Origin of the sequence: Microcoleus sp. OTE_8_concoct_300 (assembly GCF_031383065.1) — a bacterium.
In the GTDB taxonomy this organism is placed as follows: Bacteria; Cyanobacteriota; Cyanobacteriia; order Cyanobacteriales; family Microcoleaceae; genus Microcoleus.
The window spans coordinates 1-4,466 of the sequence record NZ_JANMZH010000216.1 but is presented as its reverse complement, the minus strand read 5'-3'; the positions used below and the strand labels follow the sequence as shown (position 1 = coordinate 4,466).

Annotated in this window: 7 protein-coding genes and 1 pseudogene; 2 read left to right on the top strand and 6 right to left on the bottom strand. The window is 47.2% G+C overall.

The window, feature by feature from the left end; genetic code table 11:
* Window positions 1-118: 118 nt before the first annotated feature.
* From ACUVJL_RS10605 to ACUVJL_RS10585, 5 genes are all read right to left on the bottom strand, one after another.
* Entirely contained in the window at window positions 119-376 is a 258-nt protein-coding gene (locus tag ACUVJL_RS10605) for a hypothetical protein (protein WP_445245810.1), read from the bottom strand.
* A gap of 362 nt (window positions 377-738) precedes the next feature.
* Window positions 739-879 (bottom strand): hypothetical protein, encoded by a 141-nt coding sequence (locus ACUVJL_RS10600; protein WP_445245809.1) that lies wholly within the window; start codon window positions 877-879, stop codon window positions 739-741.
* 115 nt (window positions 880-994) lie between these two features.
* Window positions 995-1,477 carry an Hsp20/alpha crystallin family protein gene (locus tag ACUVJL_RS10595; protein ID WP_445245808.1) on the bottom strand — a complete coding sequence of 161 codons (483 nt, stop codon included), beginning with the start codon at window positions 1,475-1,477 and terminating at the stop codon, window positions 995-997.
* Between the two features lie 242 nt (window positions 1,478-1,719).
* Complete coding sequence (locus ACUVJL_RS10590) at window positions 1,720-1,884, bottom strand: hypothetical protein (protein WP_445245807.1); 165 nt, start codon at window positions 1,882-1,884, stop codon at window positions 1,720-1,722.
* Between the two features lie 178 nt (window positions 1,885-2,062).
* Window positions 2,063-2,335: a hypothetical protein gene (locus tag ACUVJL_RS10585; RefSeq protein WP_445245806.1), complete on the bottom strand. Its 273-nt coding sequence runs from the start codon at window positions 2,333-2,335 to the stop codon at window positions 2,063-2,065.
* 100 nt (window positions 2,336-2,435) lie between these two features.
* Here ACUVJL_RS10585 and ACUVJL_RS10580 point away from each other — a divergent pair, with 100 nt between their 5' ends.
* Window positions 2,436-3,713, top strand: a complete 1,278-nt coding sequence (locus ACUVJL_RS10580; RefSeq protein ID WP_445245805.1) for an alpha-L-fucosidase — start codon at window positions 2,436-2,438, stop codon at window positions 3,711-3,713.
* A 34-nt stretch (window positions 3,714-3,747) separates the two neighbouring features.
* Here the strand turns inward: ACUVJL_RS10580 and ACUVJL_RS10575 are convergent, their stop codons facing one another.
* Window positions 3,748-3,927 (bottom strand): hypothetical protein, encoded by a 180-nt coding sequence (locus ACUVJL_RS10575; protein ID WP_445245804.1) that lies wholly within the window; start codon window positions 3,925-3,927, stop codon window positions 3,748-3,750.
* A 277-nt stretch (window positions 3,928-4,204) separates the two neighbouring features.
* Between ACUVJL_RS10575 and ACUVJL_RS10570 the strand changes: the two are divergent.
* Window positions 4,205-4,466 (top strand): annotated as a pseudogene (locus tag ACUVJL_RS10570) (photosystem II q(b) protein); the annotation flags it as partial.

Below are 4,466 nucleotides of genomic sequence, written 5' to 3'. Positions count from 1 at the left end.
CCACAGGAGTTACACTCAACAAGTTAGCTATGGCAGAAATTGAAACCCAGATTAATCGCCTCCCCAATCTTCAAAAATGGTTTGTGGAAATTTTCGCTAAACCCACATAGCTGTTGGATCATTTTTTTTGTGGAGGCCTCTGACCCGAGGAGAGTGAACCAATTCCCACAGCTCGGATTGCTATCCCTTGTGTTTCCAGCCGTTGAGCGTCCCGCCGCAACCACCAAGCATATTCAAGGCTATCGAAATCTCCTAATTGTGGCAATAACAGAACCAATTGCCTCCTAGAGGATTCGCAACCGCTCAAGATGGGTAAAACGGCTCCATCACTTACCCGTTGGCGTTCGGTTTGGCTCAAGAGGGTATGAATATTCATGGGCTAATTAGCTATTGAGGAATTGGGAAAGTAGAAAATCATTAGTTGTTGGACAGATGCTTTACTAACATCAAATCGGGTGGCTACTTTCCGAATTGATGTATCACCTAGTTGAGACGCTTTAACTATCGCGCTTGAGCTAGCCGGGTATGTCTAGCTGTGCTACTTTACCACAGATGAGCCAAGGATGGGAGGCGATCGCCAATGCTCTGTAGTTTGGCAGACTCAATAAAATTGAGTCTGCCAATCGTGAAATATTTTGACCTACTAATATCATGTCCGGTCGATTACCCTGATTCCTGTAGGGGCGGGTTCACAAATAATATTTGCCCCTAACGGACAATCTCACAAACGGGCCCCGACTATGTATTATGGGCGATCGCTCGGACATGATATAACTGAAACCAGCGCTGATTCACGGCATCTGTAGGTAGTTTTTCGCTCGGCTTTCCCAAATAAAGAATACCGAGAGCAGTGGTAGCTCCCGGTATCAACTTTTCCAATTCCGTTGTTGTTAGGTAAATCCAATCAGGCTTAATTTGGGAAAATTTGTCTCACTCAGTTAAGTACACATTTCTGCTTACTGAGTCCACCATTCGTTACACCAAATGCCGATCGTTATTGGTTAGCTTGTTCCAAAGCCGGATTCGCTGAAGCTTCAGCAATTTGGGCCAAATTAATCTTGACGACTTTATTACGAGCTTCAGTTACTTTGGGCAGAGTTAGCGTCAGAATGCCATCTTTGTAGTCAGCTTGCACAGAGTCGTTTTGAATGTGTGCGGGCAAGGGAAGCACCCGGTGGAATTTGCCATAACGGAATTCAGAGCGGACGTAGCCAGATTTTTCGTCTGTGTTTTCGTAGCGACGCTCGCCAGAGATAGAAATTGCTTCGCGAGTGACTTGAACGTCAATGTCTTTGGGATCCATTCCAGGCAGTTGCGCTTTTAATACGAAGTTGTCCCCAAGATCAGCAAATTCCAGAGCGGGCATCCAAGTGGCTCCAGAGTTATCTTTCGTTGTTGCCAGTTGGTCAAAAACTTTATCCAGTTCCTGGCGGATCGTTTCAATTTCCGTGAAGGGCTGCCAAGAGCGCATCAACATAATCTGTCACCTCAAAGATTGGTAAAGCTTTATAAGGAAAGTTTGGGTGTAAGCTCATTACTTACAGTTATTATGATGCCGCTTTATAAGTGGGAAAGACAGTCAGGAGAACCCCACCCTGTTGGTCGTATTTGCCAGAATAAGTGCGAAAAAGTCAGGGGCAATTGGCATTGAAGAAAACCGTACAAAGCTATTCCCAGAAACCGAAAATGCTGTGGTAACGCTTTGATGAGCTTGCCTGGTCAGCTTTGCTGGCGTGTGAGTATCGAGGGAACGATCGCCGGTGTTGCCAACCGTACTAAAAACTGGGTGCGGGTGATGTGTAGCAAGGTCAACACGCTTTTGTATGAGCGCGATCGCATAATCTCCGTCCGTCGTTCATCCAACAAACAGGATAAAAGAAACATTGCCAGCATTTGACAAAAGTCCACAAACACTTAAAGGTGGCAGCCCTGCGCCCGCCTATCACCAGAACCAAAAATCCAGCTTGCAAGGGAATTGACGGCTGTTCAAATCCACAGCTTGTGGCGCTTGTTACCCACCAAGGTTTGCAGTTCCTGGCGTTCAGCTACCTTTGGGATTTATTCAGATGTTCGGGCATCGCGCAGTAGATGTCGGGCCTCTCGAATGAGCGTGCATCACAGTGGTATGGTGGATCTCGGTAACTCGTTCCATACCTCGTAGTCCCATGCCGTTGAGGTACATTGTGAGACACAGTTGCTGTACCGAAGGGGAAATACTGCTAGCGGCGGTAATGCTCAGGGACGGGCGACCAAAGTGCTTGCATTTGTAGTATTGTCGCCCTTGACAATGACCATTCTTAGAAACCTCTGTAGCGTTACATTTGGGGCAGTTCATTTCAGCCCAATTAAACAAAGAAGTTTATCCTAGTTTATTAATTTTACCTGCGAGTAAACCTTACTCTTTCACAATACCGCCTATATTTCAGGGTGAACCAATGACTCAAGAAAACAACTGGTTTGAGACAGCACGATTGGGAATGTTTGTTCACTGGAGTCATAGCAGCCAGTGTGGGTACGAATTATCTTGGCCGTTGGTCGGAGGCGTCTTTAGCCTGCCGTACTGCCAAGATGTCCCGGTAGCGGAATATCACCGCACCGCGCAAACTTTCAATCCGACTGAATACAACCCTCAAACTTGGGCGCATTTAGCGAAACGGTTGGGGATGCAGTATGTGATTTTGACGGCTAAACATCATGATGGGTTTTCCTTATTTCATACCCAGCAATCCGACTTTTCTATCGAGTATGCGCCGTACAAAAAAGATATTGTCCGAGAATTTGTGGAGGCGATGCGGGCGGAGGGTTTGCGAATTGGGTTGTATTTTTCCTTAATTGACTGGCATTACCCTGACTACCCGGCTTTCACAGAAGCCGACAAACCGTATCAGTTTGGGAAATTTCGACAGCCGACGAGTTCTCAGTGGGAGCGCTACCTTGAATTTATGTTCGCTCAAGTCAGAGAATTGTTGAGCAACTACGGAAAGATTGACTTGCTTTGGTTTGATGGCGGTTGGGAGCGACAACCAGAGCAATGGCAAGCTAGACAGCTACATGAAATGATTCGTTCGCTGCAACCGCATTTGCTAATCAACGATCGCCTCCCTGGATTTGGAGACTTCGATAGCTGCGAGCAATTCATTCCCCCCCAACCGCCGAAGCGTACTTGGGAAGCTTGCCTAACTCTGAATGAAAGCTGGGGTTACAACCCGAAGGACACCCAATTCAAGTCAGCTCGCCAACTTATCCATACCCTGTGTGAAGTTGCCAGTAAAGGTGGCAATCTGCTGTTGAATGTCAGTCCAATGGGCAATGGGCAGATTCAATCTGAACAATTGGAACTGTTGCAATTCGTAGAAGAATGGATGGCTGTCCATGCCCAGAGTATCGTAGGAACACAGGCTGGACTGGAACCTTGGCAATTCTACGGCCCTTCTACTCGGCGGGGCAATCGCTTTTACTTATTCTTGCTGATGAAGCCCTACGATTCAATAACAGTAAGAGGTGTACCCATTAAACGGATTCAAACCGTTTCTCTCGTCGCTGGAGGGGAATCATTACAATACTCAACTCGCTGTGCCATTGTCGATTCTCTGTTAAGTGCCGATCCTTTTGGGGAGTTAACGATTCAAGTGCCCTCGCTTGCCCTCGATCCCTATGCTACGGTGATTGCAGTTGATATTGCTCCAGCCAACGATACAAGCACGCAGATTTGATACTCACGGGCAAGAAAGCGTGGGGATTCTTGGCTCAATCAGCCAACTTGCCCGTTGATGTCACCACCCACGAGTAGAGGTAGGTGTGTCCGACAAAGACTGGGAAAGTTATCGTGGTGCTGGATAGACAGGGGCTGGGGTTGCAGTCCGTTACAGCAAACACTTCGGAGGCGATCGCCGTGAGGATGCCCAACTCGGGCAGCGTCAAGGGCAAGGGATGGAAAAGCTTCGTCTAGTATCGGTGAAGCAAGCGGAGCGGGAAACGCGGTTGAAGTTCTTGTCGAACCTACCCTCACAGGTTCAGCAGGTGATTGAGAGCAAAGTTGATAGCCAATAACGCCCAATGACCATACTCATAGACTTAACATAACCCTAGCTTATAACATTAGTCAGTTTTACTGTCGCTAGAACCCTTTACAAACATTAAGGAGACCGTTAATAATAGAAACATCATCCGAACATTGACAACCAAATACAGCAATCATAAACAAATGACCACAACTTTACAGCAACGCGAAAGCGCCAATCTGTGGGAACAGTTTTGTAACTGGGTAACATCCACCGACAACCGCATTTATGTAGGTTGGTTCGGCGTCTTGATGATTCCTACCTTGCTAACTGCCACCATCTGCTACATCATCGCCTTCATCGCAGCCCCTCCAGTGGACATTGACGGCATCCGCGAACCAGTAGCTGGTTCCTTAATGTTTGGTAACAACATCATCACAGGTGCAGTTGTTCCTTCGTCAAACG

Excerpts from the sequence above, each read along its gene's own strand:
- ACUVJL_RS10605 (WP_445245810.1), bottom strand. The coding sequence starts at position 376 with ATGAATATTCATACCCTCTTGAGCCAAACCGAACGCCAACGGGTAAGT.
- ACUVJL_RS10595 (WP_445245808.1), bottom strand. The coding sequence starts at position 1,477 with ATGTTGATGCGCTCTTGGCAGCCCTTCACGGAAATTGAAACGATCCGC.
- ACUVJL_RS10590 (WP_445245807.1), bottom strand. The coding sequence starts at position 1,884 with ATGTTTCTTTTATCCTGTTTGTTGGATGAACGACGGACGGAGATTATG.
- ACUVJL_RS10585 (WP_445245806.1), bottom strand. The coding sequence starts at position 2,335 with ATGAACTGCCCCAAATGTAACGCTACAGAGGTTTCTAAGAATGGTCAT.
- ACUVJL_RS10580 (WP_445245805.1), top strand. The coding sequence starts at position 2,436 with ATGACTCAAGAAAACAACTGGTTTGAGACAGCACGATTGGGAATGTTT.